General features: G+C 60.6%; 17 protein-coding genes. 5 read left to right on the forward strand and 12 right to left on the reverse strand.

Features of this window, described 5'->3' with window-relative positions; translation table 11 throughout:
• Positions 1–31: 31 nt before the first annotated feature.
• On the reverse strand, positions 32–1,087 hold the full coding sequence (locus NKI52_RS18680; protein WP_210164203.1) for a glycosyltransferase family 4 protein: 1,056 nt from the start codon (positions 1,085–1,087) through the stop codon (positions 32–34).
• Between NKI52_RS18680 and NKI52_RS18685 the strand changes: the two genes are divergently transcribed.
• The gene (locus tag NKI52_RS18685; protein WP_156937290.1) at positions 1,004–2,401 is read left to right on the forward strand and encodes a glycosyltransferase family 2 protein; all 1,398 of its coding nucleotides are present in this window, start codon (positions 1,004–1,006) and stop codon (positions 2,399–2,401) included. The genes NKI52_RS18680 and NKI52_RS18685 overlap by 84 nt on opposite strands.
• Positions 2,402–2,431: 30 nt before the next feature.
• On the opposite strand, the gene NKI52_RS18690 is transcribed toward NKI52_RS18685, so the two are convergent.
• The 11 genes from NKI52_RS18690 to NKI52_RS32750 all read right to left on the reverse strand — a co-directional run bounded on the left by NKI52_RS18690 (position 2,432) and on the right by NKI52_RS32750 (position 13,686).
• On the reverse strand, positions 2,432–3,127 hold the full coding sequence (locus tag NKI52_RS18690) for a sulfotransferase family protein (RefSeq protein ID WP_352568665.1): 696 nt from the start codon (positions 3,125–3,127) through the stop codon (positions 2,432–2,434).
• A 14-nt stretch (positions 3,128–3,141) separates the two neighbouring features.
• Positions 3,142–3,936: a sulfotransferase domain-containing protein gene (locus tag NKI52_RS18695; RefSeq protein ID WP_352568666.1), complete on the reverse strand. Its 795-nt coding sequence runs from the start codon at positions 3,934–3,936 to the stop codon at positions 3,142–3,144.
• Positions 3,937–4,237: 301 nt separating this feature from the next.
• Positions 4,238–5,416, reverse strand: a complete 1,179-nt coding sequence (locus tag NKI52_RS18700; protein WP_352646114.1) for a glycosyltransferase family 9 protein — start codon at positions 5,414–5,416, stop codon at positions 4,238–4,240.
• Positions 5,406–6,593 (reverse strand): glycosyltransferase family 9 protein, encoded by a 1,188-nt coding sequence (locus tag NKI52_RS18705; RefSeq protein ID WP_352568668.1) that lies wholly within the window; start codon positions 6,591–6,593, stop codon positions 5,406–5,408. The genes NKI52_RS18700 and NKI52_RS18705 overlap by 11 nt, the downstream gene beginning before the upstream one ends.
• 9 nt (positions 6,594–6,602) lie before the next feature.
• Entirely contained in the window at positions 6,603–7,784 is a 1,182-nt protein-coding gene (locus NKI52_RS18710; RefSeq protein ID WP_352699000.1) for a glycosyltransferase family 9 protein, read from the reverse strand.
• A 6-nt stretch (positions 7,785–7,790) separates the two neighbouring features.
• Entirely contained in the window at positions 7,791–9,578 is a 1,788-nt protein-coding gene (locus NKI52_RS18715) for an ABC transporter ATP-binding protein (protein ID WP_198023529.1), read from the reverse strand.
• A 237-nt stretch (positions 9,579–9,815) separates the two neighbouring features.
• On the reverse strand, positions 9,816–10,358 hold the full coding sequence (locus tag NKI52_RS18720; RefSeq protein WP_352568671.1) for a class I SAM-dependent methyltransferase: 543 nt from the start codon (positions 10,356–10,358) through the stop codon (positions 9,816–9,818).
• A 465-nt stretch (positions 10,359–10,823) separates the two neighbouring features.
• On the reverse strand, positions 10,824–11,078 hold the full coding sequence (locus tag NKI52_RS32745) for a DUF6894 family protein (RefSeq protein WP_023674976.1): 255 nt from the start codon (positions 11,076–11,078) through the stop codon (positions 10,824–10,826).
• 113 nt (positions 11,079–11,191) lie between these two features.
• Positions 11,192–11,416: a hypothetical protein gene (locus NKI52_RS18730; protein WP_352568673.1), complete on the reverse strand. Its 225-nt coding sequence runs from the start codon at positions 11,414–11,416 to the stop codon at positions 11,192–11,194.
• A 263-nt stretch (positions 11,417–11,679) separates the two neighbouring features.
• The gene (locus NKI52_RS18735; protein ID WP_352593649.1) at positions 11,680–11,847 is read right to left on the reverse strand and encodes a hypothetical protein; all 168 of its coding nucleotides are present in this window, start codon (positions 11,845–11,847) and stop codon (positions 11,680–11,682) included.
• 1,170 nt (positions 11,848–13,017) lie between these two features.
• Positions 13,018–13,686, reverse strand: a complete 669-nt coding sequence (locus tag NKI52_RS32750) for a DUF982 domain-containing protein (protein ID WP_502896931.1) — start codon at positions 13,684–13,686, stop codon at positions 13,018–13,020.
• Here NKI52_RS32750 and NKI52_RS18745 point away from each other — a divergent pair.
• The 4 genes from NKI52_RS18745 (at position 13,576) to otsB (ending at position 19,566) form a co-directional block, all read left to right on the forward strand.
• Positions 13,576–14,637 carry a glycosyltransferase family 4 protein gene (locus NKI52_RS18745; RefSeq protein WP_352699002.1) on the forward strand — a complete coding sequence of 354 codons (1,062 nt, stop codon included), beginning with the start codon at positions 13,576–13,578 and terminating at the stop codon, positions 14,635–14,637. The genes NKI52_RS32750 and NKI52_RS18745 overlap by 111 nt on opposite strands.
• Positions 14,638–14,684: 47 nt before the next feature.
• Positions 14,685–16,847, forward strand: a complete 2,163-nt coding sequence (locus NKI52_RS18750) for an amylo-alpha-1,6-glucosidase (RefSeq protein WP_352646123.1) — start codon at positions 14,685–14,687, stop codon at positions 16,845–16,847.
• Between the two features lie 179 nt (positions 16,848–17,026).
• Positions 17,027–18,808 (forward strand): alpha,alpha-trehalose-phosphate synthase (UDP-forming), encoded by a 1,782-nt coding sequence (locus NKI52_RS18755; protein WP_023674969.1) that lies wholly within the window; start codon positions 17,027–17,029, stop codon positions 18,806–18,808.
• Entirely contained in the window at positions 18,805–19,566 is a 762-nt protein-coding gene (gene otsB / locus NKI52_RS18760; protein WP_352681170.1) for a trehalose-phosphatase, read from the forward strand. Before NKI52_RS18755 ends, otsB begins: the two co-directional genes overlap by 4 nt.
• The last annotated feature ends 9 nt before the right edge of the window (positions 19,567–19,575 follow it).

A 19,575-nucleotide genomic window follows, 5' to 3' on the forward strand; every position in this document is an offset into this window, starting at 1 on the left:
GGGTACTAACCTAATTCAACAAAGTCGAAAATCATTTCAGATCAAGGCCTTCATACAGCGCCATCATTCGCTTGATCATGACATTGAAATCATAGTGTTCGGCCGCCGCTCTCACCCGGGCTGCGGTCTCAGGTCGTGACGACAACTGCAGCGCGTGCGCGAGCGCTGCAGCGAGGTCGCTTTCGCTGGCCGCATCGCAAACGAGCGTCGGCTCGAACCGCTCGACAAGCTCGCGCGCTCCACAGCCGGTGCTTACCACGGCGGGCAAGCCGCTGGCCATCGCTTCGATGACCACTGTGCCGAAAGGATCATAGATGGAAGGCAGCACGGCAATATCGGCCGCGCCGTACCACGGCAGCATGTCTTTCTGCGGCCCCAGCATCTTGAGCCGTGCGCCGAGACCGAGCCTGTCACCGGCCTGCCTGAAGGCGTTGGCGCGCGAATCATGGCCGATGACCCACAATTCAGGCTCGCCATCGAGCCTAGCGACCGCCTTCATCAGTGCAAGAAGTCCTTTTCGCGCAAAGCCCGAGCCGACAAACAGGACGACCGGCCTGTTTTCGTCGACGTCGAGCCGCGCGCGGATTGTCGCCCGATGCTGCTGGCGCAGCTGCGGGTTGAAGCGGTCGAGATCCACCCCGTTGGGAATATGGTGCACATTTTCCGCCGGATAATCGTAGTGACGGACAATGTCCTCTGCCACCATCTTCGAAATGGCAATGACAGCTTTGAGCCTCGGGCTGGCGTAGGTTGCACGTTCAAGGCGCAGCGTCTGGCGGTGAAAGGGGCTCAGCGCCATTGCCGCCCTGCCAAGCCGCGTCTCGAAACGCCGCCGCTCGGCAAGATAGGCGGCATGAACGCCCTCCCCGGCCCGGAAGACATCGCAGCACGGGAGGCGATCGTTGCTCTGCACCAGCGCCGGCGGCATCTCGGCGATCTTGCGGCAGGCAGCTTGGGCAAAGGACGTCGCCCGCAGCGAACGCGGAAACCGGCGGCCGGCACAATGGATGAACTCGATGCCTTCATAACGCGGCCAGTCGCCGGACAGCACGGCCACCCGCCGCTGACGCGCGGCGAATGCGGCCATGATGTTTTCCAACATGATCTCGCCGCCACCGAAAGGCGCATAACGCTGGCGCACGAACAGGAGCGGCCTGTCGAATTGAATTTCGGTGCCACGAATGCCGGCGTACATGGGGTCTGGGCTCCGGCCTTGTTGCCATCTGACGATGTCTATAGAGGCCAGCTCGCATCGGCAACACTTGGAAAGCTCACCCGCCGGAACTCAGAACAGGCCTGTGTCCATTGTCCGCAACTGCTTGCGATTTGCCTAACGGTGCTGCATGTAGAAATTAACTGCAAACAGCGGATCAGCGCCAGCTCCAGCCGGGCGGTGACCGCCATGAGGGGAATCGATGGCTTGAGCAAAGCAACCTGGCCCGCCATTGTCCGCCGGACGATTACCGACACCGCCATATATCGGCTGAGACACACCTTCGGAAGACGGGCAGAAGTGTCATCGCTGCGGCCGATAACGCCCCTTAAAGCGAATGACCTGCCTTTGATCCTCGTCATCCGCAACGAGGCGGACAGGCTACGCCCGTTCCTGAAGCACTATCGCGAACTCGGCGTCACCAGATTCGCCGTCCTCGATGACCGCTCGACAGACGGAACAGCTGAGCTTCTGGCCGAGCAGCCAGATGTCGATCTATTCAGCTCGCCGATCACCTATTCGCAGTCGGACCTGGGAAACCTTTGGCGTCAGCGGATTGTGCAGATCTATGGTCAGCCTCGCTGGTATCTGACCGTGGATGCGGACGAATATCTTGTCTATGACGGTATGGATCAGCATCCGCTCGGTGCGATGGCCGACTGGCTCAAGCGGCGCGGAATGACACGCCTGCTGGCGCCGATGATCGACATGTATCCGAGCGGAAACATCTGGGACGTACCCTTCGATCCCATCGTGCCGCCATGGCAAGTTGCGGACCATTTCGACGGCAGCGGCTATGAGGTGACGAGGAGCCCTCGGCATCTCAAGATCACAGGCGGCCCGAGAACCCGGCTTTTCGCCAGGCAGCACAAGTTGACCAAGTTTCCTCTGATATATGTTGATCGCCAGACGATTTTTACGTCGATTCACTCACCGCTGCCCTACTGGCGAAACTATATAAAGGGATTGGCTGGCCTGCTTCATTTCAAGTTCTTCGCCGATTTCAACGACAAGGCGCAGGTCGCGGTGGCGGAAGGTCAGTATTGGAACGGCGCTTCCAAATATCGCCAGTATCATGAGGTATCGAGCGGTAAAGCCGCTCTCAGCGCGATGAGCGAACAGTCAATGCTGTACGAAGGAGCTCACAGCCTGTTCAAAACGGGTTTGATCGACAAAATTGATTGGTAGACGGCATTTCAAGCAGATGCCGAACCGACATCATGCATAACCGAATGCTTTCATAAGCTGGGCACCTCGTCCTTGGACCAGGTCCTGTAGCTCGGCGTTTCCAAGTTCGGAGCGCCATCTTCCGCTCCCGTCATAGATCGGCTGATTGACCTGTTGGTTCCGGAGCACCGCATGCGGCGTCTCGCCGCTGGCGTCGGTCGGCTTGAACCACTGCTGCGGGTTCTTGTGATAGTCGAGGAGATCCGGGCTGAAGGTTACATCGAGAAAGCCGCATATCTGCTCGACGACTTTGGCCGGATTCTCGACCAGGTCCTCATAGCGATAGATCAGCACATCCGGCTTTCCCCGTTCCGCAAGAACCAGCGCATTGTCGTTGATCCAGCGGTCGAGAGCCTCCGTTGGGTCGCCAAGTCGTTTGATCAGGGACGCTACGACGTCGCGCCCATCTCGCACCGGCATGACGAAACGCGCACCGGGCACGAGCCGGCGAATGCGGGCGACACGGCGGATATGCCGCGGTGTCTTTTCAAGCAGCAGGTTCTTTCCAGCATCGAGCGCCGCCCGCTTCAGTTTCCAGAAGCGGAACATGGCCAGTGGCGTCCACTTGAAGAAAATGTTGGTTTCCTGGAGCGGCAGGTAGACGTCGGGATGCGACGCAAGGATCGTCGCAATCAACGTCGTCCCGCTATGGCCGCAGCCGCAAATGAATCCGGTCCGCATCACCATGTCGGCAATGCTCCCTAACCCAAGGCGACCCGGGCGCGGTTATCGACGCGAGCGTAGCACAAGCCGTTCGTGCTAAAAACCTTGTCCAGCTTCTCCCAATATTCGAACTTAGCCAACTGCTCGTCACAATAGGCCACGTCGTCCTCGGAAAGATATTCCCCGTAACCGCCTATCTTGCCCTTGCGCACCTTGAAGCTTTCGGGATCATTCGCATCGCGCGGCTGTAATATCTTGCCGTATCGATCGGACAGATCACCGGTCGATTCACTCACTTTCATCTTGTCGAACGTTCGGTTGTTCGCCACCTCGACAAGCGTCCGATCGTCAGCCTGCTGGTTCAGGAATCCAAGGATCGCGCGAAGGACACCAGCCGTATCCCGATGCATATCTTCATATTGAAGATACCGGATTTCGCGCATCCGGGGCATGGCCGCGAACCAATGCAGATTAAATCTGATGATCTTTTCAATCCCATGATTGTCGCTTCTGATAAAATCGCTGAACGATCCCGCTGGAAGCATGTGGCGCTTCTGAACCTGAAAGTACCCTGAGACCACCGTATCTCTTGGATCGCGAACAAGCATTATTGTTCTTCTCTTCTTGTATCGAGATTTATTCTCCTTGAGGCCCGATATCGGTCGAAGTAACTTGTGGTCGGTTCCGTCGTGAATGTATTGAACTTCAACTCCGAGATCGTCCAGCATGACACGCAGCCACGTGCGCCCCGATTTTGGAAAGGATACGATAAGAGGAAGAGGCGGCTCTTTGGCCTGGAAAAATTTTAGAAAGGACATGTTTAGAAAGGACATGGAGAGACCTCCTTTAGATTATCAGAGCTGGCGCCCGAACCGCTGCCGGCCAGACCAACCCCATTACTGGGCGCCTAAGCCTACGGCTAATTCGAACACAAGGCAGAAATGCCGGCAAGAATTGCGATCCTCTGCGGGGCGAATTGGCCTTTACTATATCCCGGTTCGGAATGCCTTATGTTTTTTGGCCTGTTGCGACGACTGTTCGACACGGGCGCTCCATTCCGCGGTCCGTCGGCCGAACTCCTTAATGCGCATCGCGTCGAAGCGTATTCAGTGACGCGCTTTTGGACGACATGCATTAGCCACTCACTTTTGTGAGCCATGGCGCCAGAATGGACTCGGCCTCGCCCATCACCACGGACCAGGGGCGTTCCCGTTTCGAGACCAGCACGGCCGATGGATAGTAGGGCGTGCGGTCGCCCTCGACCGGCCAGGAGCGTTTGAAGCCGTCGCCCAGAATGAAAACCGAGGGGATGCCGAGCGCGCCGGCCAGATGCGCTCCGGTATTGCTGATGGTCACCACGGCGTCCATCGCGGCAACCTGCGCGGCGAAAAGATCCATGTCGACGAGCTGATCGACCGATCTGTCATGAAGAATTCGCTCCGGCTCACCGTCGGTCAGGATCTTCAGATCGGTCTCGATCTGGCCGTACTGCAGCGAGACGAACCGGAGGTCCGGTCGGCCGATCAGGTTTCGCCAGGCGGCAAGCGGCGGCAGGTCTTTGCCGGGATTGGAGCTGCCCCATGCGATACCGACCAACGGCCGTCCTTCCTTCCGGTAGCGGGCGCGAAGTTCAGCGACCCGGGCCGGATCCGGCTTAAGGGGCACGAAATGCTCGCGGATCGTCGCCTCGTCGGTTTCGAAAACGGCAGTCAGATGCTGGACGCCGGCGAAGGCCTGCGCCTCGGCATAGGCGGCCTTGCCGCCAGCGCCGACCGGCCGCACATCGGCGGTCGGAAAAGTGCGCTGAAAGAGCGGTACCAGGCGGCGCTCGACCAGCACGATCGAGCGGGCGGCGCGCTCCAGGGCACAGCCGACGGAACTCGCATGATGGATCGCGGTGGCCAGACCCTGCTTTTCGGTTTCCATCAGATCAATCAGCAGTGTCTGGCCAGAAATATCCTGGCCCAGCCACTCGCCATCGACGCGGCCGTTGACGATGTGGCGTCGGGCGATCCTGAGTTCGGCGGCTGCGCCATAAGCGCCCATCCGCATCAGCGCCTTGCTGAGCTCGTCGATCAGGTGGACCTCGCCCCTCGACTTCGCAATGGATCCAAGAGCCAGGGCTTTCGGCAGGGCCGCCGGCCAATCGCGGGACTCGACGCTTCGCCGATAATCCGCCATCTGATCGGCAATGTCGCCGTCGCGCCAGCGAAGGAAGAGCTGCCGGCGGTGACGTCGGAACCAGACCTTGTATTTGTAGCCTGCAAGCGCGACAGCGCGGCGCAACCGGCCGAGAAGTAGGCTACCTTCCATCGCCAGCTCCGCTGATGATTTGCATGACCCGTCCGCCTGCTTCCTGCACTGCCGACGCCCAGGCTCGGCCGCCTTTTCGGGCCAGTCGAACGCTCGGATATGCGGCGACGGTCTCGCCGAAGGCAGGCCAGGACAGTCGAAACCCGTCGTCGAGCATGACAATCGTCGGCACGCCGAGCGCTCCGGCCAGGTTGGCGCCGGTATTGCTGATCGTCACCACCGCGTCGAGCGCCGCAATTTGGGCGGCAAAGCGGTCCATGTCCGTCAACTGGTCGACGGAAGCGTCATGGATGATGCGCCCCGGCGCGTGGCGCTCGAACTCGGAGAGGGCCGGCCCGACATCGCCATATTGCAAGCTGACGAGGCGCCCCGGCAGACTGCTGAACAGCGTCCGCCAATCGTCCAGGGCCGGCAGATCCTTGCTCTTGTTGAGGCTTCCCCAAGCAAATCCGATCAGGGGACCTGGGCCGCCATCGAGATAGGTGCCGCGCAGCTCGGCAACCAGTCGGCGGTCCGGCTCCAGCGGAACGAAGGGCGCGCGTGCCGCCGGGTCGTCCGGCCAGAAATGCTTTGCGAGCGTCTCGAAACCGGCAACGACATCGGCGTCCACCGCCGCCATGTCCTCTTCCCCTTCAATCCTGACATCGAGCGCAGGATATGTTCTGCGATAAAGCGGTGCCAGTCGCGGCTCGACGAAGACGATGCATCGACCGGCAGCCGCAGCTGCTGGACCAAGCAAAGACGCGAACTGGAAAAAGATCGCCAGGTCGCCTTCGCGACGATCGACGAGAAGCGTGCGACCCGCAAGATCACTGCCATCCCAATCGGGCCTGCCGCGCAGCTGCTTGCTCGCCGCCATCAACTGCCAGATGCGATTTCCTCCGTCGAGACGCCTCAGTCCACGCCCCGCTTTCTTGATCAGGCCGAGATCGCCAAGCTGCTCACCAAGCACGCCAAGCGCCAGTGCATGGTCGCGAGCAGTTTGCCAATCACCACGCTGCACGCTTTCCTCCATCAGCCTCATATGCCGTTCGGCGCTTTCGTCGGCGTGGCGCGAAGGACGTCTAAGAAGTTCCTTTGCCCGCTCGAGAACCTTCTGCAGCCGCTTGCCGACGGCGCCTTGCGGGCGCAGATCGGCGGTTTTTGCCTTCTGAAGGATGGTTCGTCTGTTCTGCACGGCGATGTTCTATCGTCCCCGGGGAGCGTCGGAAAGCGTCGTCAGGATCGACGAGAGCCGCCGGCCGGCCTCGTCGAGCACCAGCGACCAAGGGCGCCCCTCCTTGCGAATGACAATGCCCTTCGGATACCAGGGTGTCCGGTCGCCAGTCACTGGCCATGCCGTCTGAAAATTATCGTCGATGAGGAAAACAGTCGGCACGCCAATGGCTCCCGCAAGATGGGCCGCCGTATTGCTGATCGTCACGACAGCATCGAGTGCGGCGAGCTGTGCGGCGAAACGGTCCATGTCGACCATCTGGTCGACGCTGTCGTCAAAGATCAGACGCGCGTCGTTGCCGTTGCGAAGGCGCCGCAACGCCGGCTTGATCTGCCCGTACTGGAGCGAAACGAATGTCGCTGGCGTCTGGGCGATGAACCGTGCCCATTCAGGAAAATCAGGCACGTCCTTGGTATGGGACTTGCTGCCCCAGGAGAGACCGACCAGCGGCAGATCCGTCATCGCCCGATAGCGCTTGCGGAATGCCTCGACGAGTTCAGGATCTGCCCGCAGCGGTACGAAGTCGGCAGCAAGCTTTTCGGCGTCGCGTCCGAACACCCAGGCGAGATCTTCGAAAGTCGCGTGTTTGTCGCCGACCACATCCCGCTGCGCCGGGACCACGGTCGCCTTCGGGAACGTTCGCTGCAGAATTGATACCAGGCGCGGCTCGACCCGAATTGTTGCACTTTGGGCATAGGCAGCGGCAGCGCCGGCCAGTCGCGCGTGGCGGATAACCCGGCCAAGGCTGCGCGGGTCATCCTCCACAAGATCGATCGCCAGTGTATCCGATCCGAGATTCTCGCCGGTCCACTCGTTGGCGCTCTTCCCTTTCCGCAGCCGGCGAGCGGAAAGCCGAAGCTCAGCTGCCCGCGCAAAGTTGCCAAGGCGTTCGAACGCCTGGCCCGCCTTCTGCATCAGCTCCGGGTCGCGATTATGATCGGCCGTGACAGCCATCTCATTGGTACCGGCTTCAAGGCCTTTCCAGTCCCTGCGCACGATCAGGGCCTCAACCTTGGCCTGTAGCTCAAGAATGGAACGAGGCTGCTTGGGACTGAAAAACAACCTGCGCACCGCCTTTTTGTACCGGCGCACCTGAAGGCCCAGTCCACCAATCACATACCGGACATAGGAACCGTGATAAAAGCTGGTCATTGGCCTTCAGCGCAATACGCTCTGCCGCAGCTTTTTGCCGCTTTCGACCATCGGATCGGGCGTCTCCAGGTGGAATATCGAACGATATATCTCGCTGTGCTTGGCAAGCTGGTCATGCGTTCCAGCATCGACAAGCTGTCCGGCGTCAAACACGAGAATACGATCGGCCGCCTTGATTGTAGACAGCCTGTGCGCAATGCAGATCACCGTGCGCTGAAATGTGTTGTCGAAGGCTGCCTCCATGACCGCCCGTTCGTTTTCACCGTCGAGCGCGGATGTCGCTTCATCATAGACGATTACCGCAGCATTCTTGAGCAGGGCGCGTGCGATGGCAACGCGTTGTTTCTGCCCGCCCGACAGGTTGGTGCCGCTCGGCCCGACAAGCGTGTCGAGCCCGTTTTCGAGCGCAGACGCAAAGCTGGTGACCCGGGCGAGATTCGCAGCGGACTCGATTTCCTGATCGGTGGCGTTTGGGCGACCGTCGCGAATGTTGTCGCGGATCGAGCCTTCGAACAGGAAGACGTCCTGAGATACCAGTGCGATGTTATCGCGAACGTCGGCCAGGCTGATCTTCGAAATGTCCTTTCCGTCGATCAGGATCCTGCCCTTGTCCGGCTCCATCAGGCGCAGGATCAGATTGACGATGGTGGTCTTGCCGGCGCCGGAGCGGCCGACGATCGCCAGCTTCTCACGAGGTCGCACGTCGAAGGAAACACCCTCGAGCGCGGGGCTGTTGCCGTCATAGGAAAAGGCCACATCTTCAAAGCGGATACCACCATCGACGTCGGTCAGACGCTCGCCCGCAATCGCGAGTCGCCGTTGCTCGGGCGTGTCGATCAAATCATACATCTGCTCGACGGCGACCATTTGCTTCTGGATGTCGACATTGACCCGGGCCAACCGCTTGGCAGGCTCATAGGCAAGCAGGAACGCGGTAATGAAGGCCATGAATTCGCCGGGCGTCTTGCCGTTGCCGAGGGTCTGCCAGCTGGCGTACATAACGAAAAGCCCGATGATCACGCCGCCGCCGGTCTCCATCAATGGGCTCATCAATGCTGACGTCCGGTTGATCTGGATGCCACGTCTTTCCATCTTGCGGACGGCCTTTGCAAAGCTGGCAACCGCCTTGTCCTCGAGCTGGAAGGACTTGATGGTGCGGATGCCTTCGACGGCTTCCGTGCCGATCGACTGGACTTGTGCGGCCAATTCCGTCTCGCCCCTCGCCAGCGCCTTGAGCTTCCTTGTTATCGCGCCGACTGACAGGAACAGCATCGGCAGAACCGCCACGGATATCAGCGACATCACCGGGTCCTGCTTGACCATGACGCTGGCCAAGGCAATCAGGGTCAGCAGATCAGAGACGGCGCTGCTCGTGAGGGTGAGAATAACGGTCGCCCCGGCGCGCGCGTTGAACATGATTTTGGAGATGAATTTTGCCGGATGCTGGTTCGCGAAACGGCTGATGTCGAAATACACCATTCGGGAAAATTGCCGGTTTTGCAGGTCCGAAACGATAGCCCGGCGAATCTTTCCCGTCGTGATGGTCTGGCAGTAGGCAGCTATGCCCTTGACCAGGAAAATGCCGATGATGACGGCGCTGATACCCGATACAGCGGCAGCGTCTCGCTCGACATAGATGGTGTTGATCATGACTTTCATGATCCAGGCCGCCGCGCCGGTCGCCGCAGCAGCGGCGATCGAGCACAGCAAACCTGTCACATACAGCATCTTGTGCGGCGGCAGATTTTCGCCAATCAGACGCTTGATCAGCGGATATGCTGGGGCCGTTGACACTCGTTTCTTTGTAATCATCTCGTCGCCGCCCGTTGCGATCCCGTCCGGTCTTCACGTTATCTTGAAGCGCGAGACGGTTTCGATCACCTGTCTGTGGCTTCGTTCCCGACCGCAGTCAATGCCGAACCGGATCCTTGCACGTCATCGGCCTATGACCGTCGGTTCCTCGCATGCGAGCATAGCGGACCCCAGCCACGCGGCTCTTGCGCCATTCGTCGTCGGCCGCGCTATGCCTGGTCAGTGTTTCGCGAGGACCATGAGATGGCTTCCAAGAGGCGATGTGTGATTGCTTTTGATTGAAAAGCCCACATCCGAAAGCACCGCGATCATCTCCTTATCCTTGCCAGGAGGGACGCGGGCAACGATCGTTTGAGCACGCCCGGCGATATCGCACAGCACGCGTCGCGCCTTGTCCGCGCCGAGGCTCCACTGCATGTGATGGTAGACCGCCAGCAGCATGACGATGTCGTACTGCGGTTGGAGAACATTTTGCAGCTTCCGGCTGCCAAGATCGAGACAATCGAACCGGCTTTGGACCGGACAACCCAGGAAGATCATCCTGGCCGTCTCGATATGCGGCTTGAGAATGTCGATCCCATGGATCGAACTCGGTCCTAGCTTGGATATCTCATAGGCGACAACACCCATGTTGCAGCCAACATCGAGAATGGATTTCCCGGCGTAGTCGACCTCTGCTGAGAATAGGCCGTCCAGTCGGTCGTCCCACGTTCCCTTGAATCTCTTTTGCTTATTTGACCACCACAAATCATTGTTCTCCAAAAACGGCGCCGGACTGGTTACCTTGACGGAGGGGGACTGTGCGCCCGGCCTAACTCGGTCCAGTTGCTGGCGCGCAAACGACACTGTCCTGAGCGTCCTGTAAACGCAACCGCGGGAGAAAGGAACTCCTGATCACAGCATCCTGCGAAGACGTTTCGGTAAGTTGACGAACACCCGGCCCGACAAATCGACATACTGGTTGGAAATGGCAACGTCGCTTGGTGCCCCCTACCCGTGCCTGCCCTCGAGTTCCTGAAACGCACGATAGCCCGGGCCGGCACACGCAGGGACATAAGTAATGCCCCGTAGGCAAGGCAAGCCCATATTTGTTCTTGCTTTGTGCCGGCAGCTATGCTACTAATTTGCCTATGGTGCTGATTTGCACCAACGACCGTCTTGCCGCGACATGCGGTTTTTCAGCCAGGCTCGATCAAAGCTCGCCCGCATCGCGGGGCTTTTGGCCAATCACGGCCGAGTGCCGGCCTTTTCGGCAGCTTCCGAGAATGGAAATCGGAAAAGCAGGTTCCGGTTCTCGTCGCAGATTTCGAAGGAAAGGCCTGTCAGGACCGGGCTGCCGCTGAGCAGGCCCTCGGCCAGGATTTCCTTGGCCGAAGCCATTGCGTTATCCTGAGCCGCGGACAAACCGTCCAACTCCTGACCCTCGAAATCTTCCGTCAAGCGGCCGTCATTGTTTCGGAAATGAAAAAAATATCTCGGCATGCCTGCTCCGGTTGGTTGATTTATCTAGTCGCAAGCGGTCTCAGGAACAGCGTCGGATTTGTGCACGACAGCACCGTGCGATTTTGGCGTTGGGATTCATGGCGTTTAGGCCTTCATGCGTCAGGTCGATCGAACAGTACCCCCAGCCCGTGTTCGAACGCACATGCCGCAATCATGTCGTCCAGGGCTTTTCCGGAGGCCGGGCAATTCGGCATGACAGCCCTGATCGCGATCTCAGCCGCTGCGGTGGAAACCGCATCGTGGCGCCTCTTCCTGGTCTCCATGTATTGCTCGAGCTGACTTTTCAGGCGCCGCGCGGCAATCTCGTCAACGACCATCGTTCTCCCTCGATTCGGCACAATGTCCGTCTTCCGGGTCTGTCCTCCGGATAAAGGTCCGCTGCCATCGGGTAGCAGCGGACCACTCGGCCGGGTGAGCCAATGACCCGAGGCGGGGGTGTCTCGGACCGCCACCACAATAGCTTCGGCAGGCCACTCGTTCCACAGAACGCTGTCGTTGGTAATTTTCGTACACTGAGCATTGCCGCAGACAGTCTGCGACCGTGGGATTTTTGCGCTATGCCCGTAGCCTGATAACCGGATCAGCTTCGGCTTCGATCGACATAGCTGTAGATGCCCGCGCCGATCGCGACCGCTCCTACAGTGATCAGAATCGATGGCACCCCCATCGACGTGGCGACGATCCCCCAGACAATGGCGACGGCAATTGCGCCGGCCGTTCCCAGCACCAGTCTAAGCCGTTTCGACATTATCCATTCCCCCAAAAGTGCATCTTTGGCCTTTTCCGGTCGAAATACCGCAATGCGGCACCATTGTCTGCGTTTCGTCCAACTTTTTATGCCGCCCCTGAGCCCCGACCGCTGAGGCGTAAGCGATCCGTATGCGGCCTTGTCGCAAACATCCACTCGACAACGAGGAAGCTTGGGCGCGAGCCCGAGAAGCGAGGCGTCAGAAAGCGAGGTATCTATGCAAAATTTTCGGAATTTACTCCGGTTCACGATCACGGGCATGGCGGCCACGACAACCGCACTAGTCATCACGGGCCTTACCCCCGAGACAACCGAAGCGACGTTGATTTGCCATGGGTTGGTCTGCCAGAAGGCGAGCAATGAAGGCAGTGCCTTCGGCGCCAAATATCAGCGCAAATGCACCTGCGAAAATGTAAGCGAGGGCGCTAACAATCATCCCTCCCCGCACAATGTCAACAAGGGGCCCATCGGCGGCTCAAGCAGCAGAGCGGATCGAGCGGCGCCAGCGGCTCAAGCGGTACTACCAGTTCGAGCGGCAGCAGCGGTTCGAGCGGCAGCAGCGGATCCAGTGGCGGCAACGACGGAACAAGCAGCGGCGGGTCTAACGGCAGCGGCGGAGTGTAGCGGCTGCTCAAGCGGCTCCGGTGGCGGCGCCACTCGAGTTGAACCGTGGCGGCGACCACGCGGCCGGCAACGACGATCGATCCTCACGACAACGGGAGTAGTAGTATGACGCTCCGACCGAAATCGGCGACCGCGCCCCTCACTGGCCTTGCAGGATTGCTTGGTCTTGCGCTCACCGTCGCGATGCTCGCCGACAGAAGCTGGCCTGTGCATTTGCAGGCCATGACTGTCATTGCAGCTACTACTGCAGCAATGATCGCGGTCGACACGGCTTATTTCCAGACGTTTCGAAGGCGTTCAACGGGATTGCAGGCGAAGCCGATGCGAGCGCTTGAAGTCGAGCGTGTCGTGCGCAAGCTCATCGGCTTCATCGTTACGCTCACGACCATTGCCGCAGTCTACTGGATAGTGCCGGAATACCGGCGTGAGTTTTACGCCCCCTACTGGGCAGCGCTCTACGACACCTTGCCGGCGCTGCTCGTCGGTCGCCGATCGGGCGCTCCGGCTGAATGCCACCCTTGCTCGGACCATCTGCGGCAGTCGGCGCTATCGCCTCAAGGCGTGATCGCGATGCCGATCCTCGCCGCTCATCGGCAACGGCCGATCGCCCTCGAGCAGGCGGGTGATCCGGGCGAAGCCGGCAAAAGCCTTTCTCGCTTCCTCGGCCGACATCCGGCCGGCCATGGCCGCAGCGCAGCAATTCACGGCGCACTGGTAAACCGGCCCGCGCCGCCCCGCCGGCCATTTTCGCAAGAATGCCATTGCTTCGGCAACGCTGTCGATCTCCTCCACAGGCTGTCCCTGTCCGCGCAAAACCCGCACGGGCGAAAAGAATTGCAAGCGGTCCATCATTTCCTCCCCGTCGACCGGATGCGTGCGATCGAACCCCACTAAACTCGCGAACCCGACTTTGGTTCCCGGCAAAAGAGGGCTTGGCCTGAAAAATGTTGGCTGCACGAGACGAGCAGCGGTGGACGCGCCCGGCAGCTCCAATTGGGTGACATCTTGCCCCAATTGGGTGACATCTTGCCATTGTACGGGAACGTTAGCGCGGCTGATGCATTTCGATGCCACGAGCAGTCTTTTTGAGGGAAATGCCAAAACATGAGAATAGCCCATGTGGCGCCGCTCCATGAATCCGTGCCACCCCGGTTCTATGGAGGGACGGAGCGCATCGTCTCCTATCTGACCGAAGGATTGGTCGAGCTTGGCCATGACGTGACCCTGTTCGCCAGTGGCGATACCAAGACGTCGGCGAAATTGGTGGCGTGTCGCGAGCGCGCGCTCCGTCTCGATCCGCGCCCGCACAAATCCGAAACCGCGGCGCATCTCTCGATGCTCGCCGAGGTGAGGAGCCGTGCGCAACAGTTCGACATCATCCATTTCCATCTCAGCCACTTCCTGCATTTTCCTTTCTTCGAACACATGCCCGACCGGACGGTGACGACACCGCATGGCAGGCTCGACTATGTCGACCTAGCCCCGGCCTACGAACATTTTCCGCGCTTTCCGATGATCTCCATTTCCCGCAGCCAGAGAACCGGGCTACCCAGGGCCAATTGGCTGGCGACCATCCATCACGGGCTGCCGATCAATATGTACGAGCCGACTTTCGAGACGAATGCGGACGAGCCGTATCTGGCCTTTCTCGGCCGGCTGTCGCGCGACAAGCGCCCGGAGCGTGCCATTGAGATCGCCTTGCGCTCCGGGCTGAAACTGAAGCTTGCAGCAAAGATCGGCGACGACGACCGCCCTTTTTTCCACGACACGGTCGAGCCGCTGATCGACGGCGACCGTGTCGACTATATCGGCGAGATCGAAGAGGACAGAAAAGCGGAATTCCTCGGCAAGGCGGCCGGCCTGCTGTTTCCGATCGATTGGCCGGAGCCGTTCGGTCTTGCCGCGATAGAGGCTATGGCCTGTGGCACGCCGGTAATCGCCTGGAAATGCGGTGCCCTGCCGGAGATCATCGACCACGGCGTGACCGGTTTCCTTGTCGATACGGTCGATGCCGCAGTCACCTCGATACCGGAATTGCTGCGCCTCGACAGGCGACAGGTGAGAGCCGTGTTCGAAAACCGTTTTTCTGCCACGAGAATGGCCCACGACTATGTGGCTGCGTATACGCGCGTGATCGACGCTCCCGGTGAAGCGAGAGCGTCCTGATCGGCGTCATTGTGGACGTTGGAACGAAACGACAGAGCTTGTGACGTATGAATCAACTCGACGAGCGTAAGCTTGATCCCGCCGTAGCCCTTGCCTCCCTCGACGAGGTTGCGCCCCGGGAGCCGCACCGGCTGTTCGCCCTCAAGCAAGCCGACTGCTTCGCGGTGGCCGACGCCTATGGCGACATCCGCGGCGCCGGCGATGGCTTTTTCCGAGACGACACGCGTGTGCTTTCGGAATTCCGGCTGACGGTCGGTGGCCGGCAAATGTCGTTGCTCGGCGCCTCGCTCAGCCAGGACAATGTGCTTTTCACCTCGAACCTGACCAATCTGCCGATCCAGAGTGTCGGTGGTCGCGACATTCCGCAGGGCGCGATCCACATAGAACGCGTCAGGCTGCTTTGGCAGGACCGGCTGTTCGAGCGCATCACCCTTTCCAACTACAGCCAGGAATCGTCGGCCATTCGGGTTTCCTTGCATTTCGCAGCAGATTTCCGCGACATGTTCGAGGTGCGCGGTTCGACCCGGCTCAAGCGCGGAATAGCCCACGCCGCCGAGACCAGTCCGACATCCGTGGTGCTTCGATATGACGGGCTGGACCAGCTCGTGCGCCTGTCGGCGATCTCGTTCTCGCAGGCGCCGGACAATTTGACCGCCAGCCGCGCGGATTTCCTGGTTGCGGTGACGAAGCGCAGCAGCGAGGTCCTCTATATCGAGGTCGGCCCGGAAGTGGCGGAGACACCCGACCGCGACCGTTTTCGGGCTGCTGCCGCCCGCGCTCGCTTCGGCATGCGCGCCAAACGCCGCCACGGCGCGACGGTGCACAGCTCCGGCCGCGTCTTCAACGACTGGATCGAACGCGCGCGCGCGGACGTGGCGTTGCTGACCACCGAGCTTTCAACCGGACCTTACCCCTATGCCGGCATACCCTGGTTCTCGACGGCATTTGGCCGTGACGGGGTGATTTCCGCACTGCAGATGCTGTGGTTGAATCCTGGGCTGGCGCGCGGCGTACTCGCCTTTCTCGCCCAGCATCAGGCGACCGAAACGTCGCCGTTCAGCGATTCGCAGCCGGGCAAGATCATGCACGAGACCCGCAAGGGCGAGATGGCGGCACTGCGGGAGCTCCCGTTCGGCCGCTATTACGGCGGCGTCGATACCACGCCGCTCTACATTCATCTCGCTTGCGCCTATGCGGATCGTACCGGCGACATGGCGTTCGTCGACAGCCTGTGGCCATCGCTCTGTGCAGCGGCCGAATGGACGGAGGAGACAAGCCGCGCGACCGGCTTCGTTACCTACCAGCGCGGCGCCGAGACCGGCCTTGCCAACCAGGGCTGGAAGGACAGTTTCGATTCCGTCTTCCATGCCGATGGCCGCATGCCCAAGGGGCCGATCGCCCTGGTCGAGGTGCAAGGCTACGTCTTTGCCGCGTTCCGTGGGCTGGCGGCGCTCGCCCGCCGCCGCGGCGAGGACGACAAGGCCGATCATTGGGAGGAACGCGCCGAAACCATGCGCGCCGCGGTGGAACGCCATTTCTGGATGGACGATCTCAATTTCTATGCACTGGCGATCGATGGTGCAGGCGAGCTCTGCAAGGTACGGACGTCGAATGCCGGCCATCTTCTCTTTGTCGGGCTGCCCGAGCCGGAACGGGCGCAGATGGTCGCCGATCAGCTGCTCTCTGCGTCGTTCCACTCTGGTTGGGGAGTGAGGACGCTGGCCGACGATGCGATATTCTTCAATCCGATGTCCTACCACAATGGTTCGATCTGGCCGCACGACACCGCCATGTGCGGTGCCGGCCTGGCACGTTATGGAGTGCGCGAGAGCGTAGTCAGGCTGATGAGCGGCACGTTCGAATCGGCTGTCCATTTCAACATGCGGCTGCCGGAACTGTTCTGCGGCTTTACCCGGTCGCCGGGCGAAGCGCCCATCGCCTATCCCGTCGCCTGCCTGCCGCAGGCCTGGTCGGCGGGATCGGCCTTCATGCTCATGCAGGCCTGCCTTGGGCTCGAAATCGACGGCTGGAACAGCGAAATCCGGGTCACCCGCCCAAGGCTGCCGATCGGCATCGACACGCTGACATTGCGGCATCTAGGTGTCGGCTCGACAGTGGTCGACCTCACATTCCAGCGTGTCGGCGACCGGGTCGTCGCCTTTCTCGCTGATCGGTATGAGGGGATGGTGCCGCTCATCGTACGCACTTGATGCCGCCGCGATGCGGCGCATCGAAAATGACGCGCGGCATTGCAATCGTCCGGAACCGATAGCCTCTTTGTGCGTTGCAAAAATAGGCGGGGCGGGGACGTTGTCGTTGTCATACGGCGGCGAACCAGAAAACAAATAAAAAAACGGCTATCGACCGGCCGGAGGCGAGATCACATTCCATGTCAGATTATACTGTAAACCTGCTCTGGGTTTTGCTGATTGCAAGTTTTGGCTTTTCCGCTTTTGCCATTCTCCTGTCGATATCCCGCCAGCGTCGCGGCCGCGCAACGGCGGCCGCATACACGCCGAGCGAGGATGTCGCGTCGGAAGCGGCACGCAAGGTGCTGCGCGAGTTCGAAAAGAACGGCCAGTCGGCCGATGCGGCACTGGTCACATGGTCGCCCGACACTTTGCGCAAGATCCTGGCCGACGACCTGCCGGACGCACAGGTCATCGTGGTGTCCAACCGCGAACCCTACATCCACAACATCAAGGATGACGGGGTCCAACTTTTGGTGCCGGCCAGCGGGCTGGTTTCGGCACTCGAGCCCATCACCCGCGCCTGTGCCGGCACCTGGATCGCCTATGGCGGCGGCACGGCAGACCGCCTCACCGTCGACAAGGACGACCGGGTGCAGGTGCCGCCAGGCAATCCGTCCTACACGCTGCGCAGGGTCTGGCTGACGGAGGAGGAATATCAGGGCTATTATCTGGGCTTCGCTAATGAGGGCCTATGGCCGCTTTGCCATATCGCCTTCACCCGCCCCGTGTTTCGCGCCTCGGACTGGGACGCCTACGAGGCCGTCAACCGCAAATTCGCCGATACGGTGGTTGCCGAAGCCCGCAACGAACGGCCGATCGTGCTGGTGCAGGACTACCATTTTGCGCTGCTGCCACGCATGATTCGCCAGCGCCTGCCGGACGCGATAGTCATCACCTTCTGGCACATCCCTTGGCCCAATTCGGAAGTGTTCAGCATCTGTCCGTGGCGTGAGCGGATCCTGGAAGGACTGCTCGGCAGTTCGATCATCGGCTTTCATACCCAATTCCATGCCAACAACTTCACCGAAAGTGTCGACCGCTTTCTGGAGAGCCGGATCGAACGGGCAGACGCGGCAATCTCCTATGGTGGGCAGACCACATTGGTCCACGCCTATCCCATTTCCATAGAATGGCCGGCCCAATTGCTGGCAAAACTGCCGTCTGTGGAGGAGTGCCGCGCCAGCGTGCGCGACAGATTCGGCCTGTCTGCGGATACCAAACTATGCGTTGGCGTCGAGCGCCTCGACTACACGAAAGGCATTCTCGATCGCTTCCATGCCTTGGACGAATTGTTCACGAGATATCCCGAATGGATAGGCAAGGTGGTTTTCCTGCAGATCGCCGCGCCGAGCCGGGGGACATTGCCCGCCTACCAGCAACTCCACGACGAATGCCGCCGCTGTGCCGAGGAGCTCAACCGGCGCTATGGCAGCGAGACATACAGCCCTATCCTGATGGTCGCCGAACATCATCGGCAGGAGCAGGTCTACGAGGTCTATCGCGCCGCCGACATCTGTATGGTCACCAGTCTGCATGACGGCATGAACCTTGTCGCCAAGGAATTCGTCGCAGCGCGCGACGACGAACAGGGCGTGCTTTTGCTCAGCACCTTCGCCGGTGCCTCGCGCGAACTGCTGGAAGCGCTGATCGTCAACCCCTACGATGCGGCCATGATGAGCGAGGCGCTGTTGCAGGCGCTGACGATGACGCCGGAAGAGCAGCGCGAACGTTTGCGGCCGATGCGCGAGATGGTCCGCGACAACAATGTCTACCGCTGGGCCGGCAGTATGCTGCTGGACGCCGCGCGCCTGCGCAAACGCGGCGATCTCGACAGGGTGACCGGAACCGGCGAGCGCCCGCCATCGAACACCAACAACGTCATCTCGATGTTCGAGCGGGCTCGGAAGGCAGCGTCGTGAAAAGGTTTGAACAACCGCCGGCGTTGAACCTGTCGGAAGGGCAATGGGCGCTCTTCCTCGACATCGACGGAACCCTGCTGGAACACGCTGCCCATCCCGACGCGGTGTTCGTCGGCGAGGAATTGCGCAATCTGCTCGAACGCATCGAGCGGCGGCTGGATGGTGCGGTCGCCTTCATCACCGGCCGATCGATTCCCGCCGTGGACAAGCTGTTCCATCCGCTGAAGCTGCGGATCGCCGGACTGTATGGGCTGGAGCACCGGCTGACGCCGAGCGGTCCGATCGATGCCGCCGACGCGCCGGCCGACATCGCCGCCCTTGCGGACGAGATCGAGGCCGAACTGGGCAGCGGCAAGGTCTATGTCGAGCGCAAGGGGCCGGTCCTTGCCGTTCATACAAGAGCAGCACCGCAACTGCTTGCACCCGCAATCCAGCTCGTCGAACAGGCATTGGCCCGGCTTCCGAAGGGTTATCGGGTGCTTCCGGGAAACGCCGGCGTCGAGCTCATGCCTTTGGAAGCCGTCAAAGGTGCTGCCATCCGGCGTTTCATGGACATTCCGCCCTTTGTCGGCCGGCGGCCGATATTCCTCGGAGACGATACATCGGACGAACACGGTTTCGAGGCGATCAATGAAATTGGCGGCATCTCCATCCGCGTGAAGCCGAACGGACCGACGGCCGCAAACTATGCCCTCGACGACGTGATCGGCGCAATAGCCTGGCTCGAGGCCAGTTTCGAGACGTCGGCGGTGGCCTGATCGCGCCGT

Origin of the sequence: Mesorhizobium sp. M0590, from assembly GCF_040320905.1 — a bacterium.
Taxonomy (GTDB): Bacteria; Pseudomonadota; Alphaproteobacteria; order Rhizobiales; family Rhizobiaceae; genus Mesorhizobium.

Coding starts and splice junctions, on each gene's coding strand:
- NKI52_RS18685 (WP_156937290.1), top strand. CDS start 1,004: ATGGATGAACTCGATGCCTTCATAACGCGGCCAGTCGCCGGACAGCAC.
- NKI52_RS18680 (WP_210164203.1), bottom strand. CDS start 1,087: ATGGCCGCATTCGCCGCGCGTCAGCGGCGGGTGGCCGTGCTGTCCGGC.
- NKI52_RS18690 (WP_352568665.1), bottom strand. CDS start 3,127: ATGGTGATGCGGACCGGATTCATTTGCGGCTGCGGCCATAGCGGGACG.
- NKI52_RS18695 (WP_352568666.1), bottom strand. CDS start 3,936: ATGTCCTTTCTAAACATGTCCTTTCTAAAATTTTTCCAGGCCAAAGAG.
- NKI52_RS18700 (WP_352646114.1), bottom strand. CDS start 5,416: ATGGAAGGTAGCCTACTTCTCGGCCGGTTGCGCCGCGCTGTCGCGCTT.
- NKI52_RS18710 (WP_352699000.1), bottom strand. CDS start 7,784: ATGACCAGCTTTTATCACGGTTCCTATGTCCGGTATGTGATTGGTGGA.
- NKI52_RS32745 (WP_023674976.1), bottom strand. CDS start 11,078: ATGCCGAGATATTTTTTTCATTTCCGAAACAATGACGGCCGCTTGACG.
- NKI52_RS18730 (WP_352568673.1), bottom strand. CDS start 11,416: ATGGTCGTTGACGAGATTGCCGCGCGGCGCCTGAAAAGTCAGCTCGAG.
- NKI52_RS18735 (WP_352593649.1), bottom strand. CDS start 11,847: ATGTCGAAACGGCTTAGACTGGTGCTGGGAACGGCCGGCGCAATTGCC.
- NKI52_RS18745 (WP_352699002.1), top strand. CDS start 13,576: ATGAGAATAGCCCATGTGGCGCCGCTCCATGAATCCGTGCCACCCCGG.
- NKI52_RS32750 (WP_502896931.1), bottom strand. CDS start 13,686: ATGGCCAAGCTCGACCAATCCTTCGGTCAGATAGGAGACGATGCGCTC.
- NKI52_RS18750 (WP_352646123.1), top strand. CDS start 14,685: ATGAATCAACTCGACGAGCGTAAGCTTGATCCCGCCGTAGCCCTTGCC.
- NKI52_RS18755 (WP_023674969.1), top strand. CDS start 17,027: ATGTCAGATTATACTGTAAACCTGCTCTGGGTTTTGCTGATTGCAAGT.